The 2,710-nt window shown below is 65.4% G+C and carries 4 protein-coding genes; 2 read left to right on the forward strand and 2 right to left on the reverse strand.

The window, feature by feature from the left end; translation table 11 throughout:
• Position 1 precedes the first annotated feature (1 nt).
• Entirely contained in the window at positions 2 to 838 is an 837-nt protein-coding gene (locus tag K675_RS0115410; RefSeq protein ID WP_051070753.1) for an ABC transporter permease subunit, read from the forward strand.
• A 119-nt stretch (positions 839 to 957) separates the two neighbouring features.
• Here the strand turns inward: K675_RS0115410 and K675_RS0115415 are convergent, their stop codons facing one another.
• Positions 958 to 1,299 (reverse strand): carboxymuconolactone decarboxylase family protein, encoded by a 342-nt coding sequence (locus K675_RS0115415; RefSeq protein ID WP_017904402.1) that lies wholly within the window; start codon positions 1,297 to 1,299, stop codon positions 958 to 960.
• Positions 1,300 to 1,413: 114 nt separating this feature from the next.
• Between K675_RS0115415 and K675_RS0115420 the strand changes: the two genes are divergently transcribed.
• Positions 1,414 to 2,322, forward strand: coding sequence for an AraC family transcriptional regulator (locus tag K675_RS0115420; RefSeq protein ID WP_017904403.1), 909 nt, complete (start codon positions 1,414 to 1,416; stop codon positions 2,320 to 2,322).
• Positions 2,323 to 2,389: 67 nt separating this feature from the next.
• On the opposite strand, the gene K675_RS0115425 is transcribed toward K675_RS0115420, so the two are convergent.
• Positions 2,390 to 2,710, reverse strand: a 321-nt coding sequence (locus K675_RS0115425) for a penicillin acylase family protein (protein WP_026145222.1), incomplete at its 5' end; no start/stop codon positions are given.

Genomic DNA, 2,710 nt, shown 5'->3' on the forward strand with positions numbered 1-2,710 from the left:
CCTGCCGATGCTGATCCTGGTGATCTACTCGTTCAACGCTTCCAAGCTGGTGACGGTGTGGGGCGGCTGGTCGGTGAAGTGGTACGTCGGTCTGCTGGACAACACCCAACTGATGGGCTCGGTCGGCCGCTCGCTGGAGATCGCCTGCTACACCGCCCTGGCGGCGGTGGCGCTGGGTACCCTGGCGGCGTTCGTGCTGACCCGCATCACCCGCTTCAAGGGCCGTACCCTGTTCGGTGGCATGGTCACCGCGCCGCTGGTGATGCCGGAAGTGATCACCGGCCTGTCGCTGCTGCTGCTGTTCGTGGCCATGGCGCAGATGATCGGCTGGCCCCAGGAGCGTGGCATCGCCACCATCTGGATCGCCCACACGACCTTCTGCTCGGCCTATGTGGCGGTGGTGGTGTCGGCACGCCTGCGCGAGCTGGACCTGTCCATCGAAGAGGCGGCCATGGACCTGGGCGCGCGGCCGTGGAAGGTGTTCTTCCTGATCACCATCCCGATGATCGCGCCGTCGCTGGCGGCGGGCGGCATGATGTCGTTCGCGCTGTCGCTGGATGACCTGGTGCTGGCCAGCTTCGTGTCCGGGCCGGGTTCGACCACCCTGCCGATGGAAGTGTTCTCGGCGGTGCGCCTGGGCGTGAAGCCGGAGATCAACGCGGTGGCGAGCCTGATCCTGCTGGCGGTGTCGCTGGTGACCTTCCTGGTCTGGTACTTCAGCCGCCAGGCCGAAGAGCGCCGGCGCAAGGCGATCCAGCAGGCCATCGAGGAAAGCGCGGCGGATTCCTGGAAACAGCCGGATGTGCGCCGCGCATCGGCTGTGGTGGAGAGCGCGTAGTCTGATAAAAGCTTCGCGGGCAAGCCCTGTTCCTACAGGTTGGTGTCGTACAAAAAATGGCGGACGACACCAACCTGTAGGAACAGGGCTTGCCCGCGAAGAGGCGCTTGAGCACTGACTCAAGGCTTCAGGCTGTCGTACGCCTCCAGGGCATGTAGCGAATAGATATAGGCCGCTCCGGCATTCAGCGAAATGGCCGTGGCCAGCGCCGCCGCGACTTCCTCGCGGGTTGCCCCGGCCTTGATCGCCGCGTCGGTGTGGGCACCGATGCAGCCATCGCAGCGGGTGGAGATCGCCACGGCGATGGAAATCAGCTCGCGGGTCTTGGCATCCAGCACATTGTTTTCGGCGGCGGCCTCACCCAGCTTCATGTAGGCCTGGACCATTTTCGGATTGGATTTGCCCAGGGCGCCGAAGGCATTCTTGATGGTGGGCAACAGTTCGGACCAGTTGAGGAACATGGTGGTAACTCCTGAAAGGCTGAAGGTAGACTGTGTAAACAACGAGGTCAGTGTCAGCCATTCGGCGCAGAGACTTTTGTTCGATCCACTCAACCCTTTGTCCGATATTCGCAAATGAACTCGATCGACAGGCTCATCGGGCTGGCCGATGTGCGCGGCAGCCTGGACCTGCGTTGCCGGTTGCAGGGCGACTGGGCGCTGGACCACGAGCAGGAAAACGCCGGTATCGCGCCCTATCACATCGTGCTGGCCGGAGAGTGCCAGGTCGAGCTGCCGGGTGGGGAGAAGGTTCGCCTGGGCACGGGGGACATCCTGGTGTTGCCCGATGGCGGCACGCACCTGCTGCGCAGTGAGGGACGGCCGGTGGCGCCGACGGCCACGCGGGTCAGCCAGGGGGGCCTGCTGCCGCTGCACCGGATTGGCCACGCGGGGCCCGCGCTCGATCTGCTCTGTGGGCGTTTTCATTACCAGCGCGAGTCGATGTTGTTCGCTGCCCTGCCACCGTACCTGGTGGTGTCCAGTCGCGACCTGCCGGCCAGCGACCAGTTGGCGGCGCTGGTGGGGTTGTTGCGCGTGGAGGCCGACGGCGACCAGGCCGGCGCGCGGTTCCTGGTGGATGCGCTGTCGTCGGCGTTGTTCACGCTGATTCTGCGGGTCTACCTGCAACAGCAGGTGCAGGCCAGCGGCAGCCTGGCGCTGTTGGCCGACAAGCGCCTGAGTCGGGCCTGGCAGGGCATGCTGGTAGACCCGGCCCACGACTGGAGCATCGACAGCCTGGCGGCGTTGGCGAACATGTCGCGGGCGACCTTCATGCGCGCGTTCGTCAAGGTCGCGGGGGAATCGCCGTGGGTGCTGCTCACGCGGGTGCGGATGGAGCTGGCGCATGGTTTGCTGAGCAACTCGCACCTGGGGTTGAGCGATATCGCGGTGCAGGTGGGGTACCAGTCGCAGGCGGCGTTCAGCAAGAAGTTCAAGGAACTGTATGGGCAAGCGCCGGGGCGGGTGCGCAAGGCCGGGGGGTAGGTAGTGATCCCTTCGCGGATAAACCGGGGCGCCCCGGTTTATCCGCGAACGGCGCGCCGCAATCTGCCTACCTGCCTGGCACCAGCTTCAGCACACTGCGGGTATTGGCCGACACCTCGACCTCGTTCATGTGCACCTGCTCATAACCCCCTTCGACATAGGTCTCGGCCTGGTCGCTGTAGTGCTTGTCGAACAGCACGCCGCTCTGGCCCACCGGATTGATGGTCAGGCCGTGGTCCGGGTCGGCGAAGTCGATCAGGCGCCGGGTCGAGGGGCCATAGGTCACGGGCCAGGGGGCCGGGCCGATCTTCGCCGAGAGGTTGTTCGGCACTTCGTGGGTGCCCGGTGCGTCGAACGGACCGACATTGAGCAGCCGGTCCAGTGGCTG

It is taken from the genome of Pseudomonas fuscovaginae SE-1 (genome assembly GCF_000364705.1).
In the GTDB taxonomy this organism is placed as follows: domain Bacteria; phylum Pseudomonadota; class Gammaproteobacteria; order Pseudomonadales; family Pseudomonadaceae; genus Aquipseudomonas; species Aquipseudomonas fuscovaginae_A.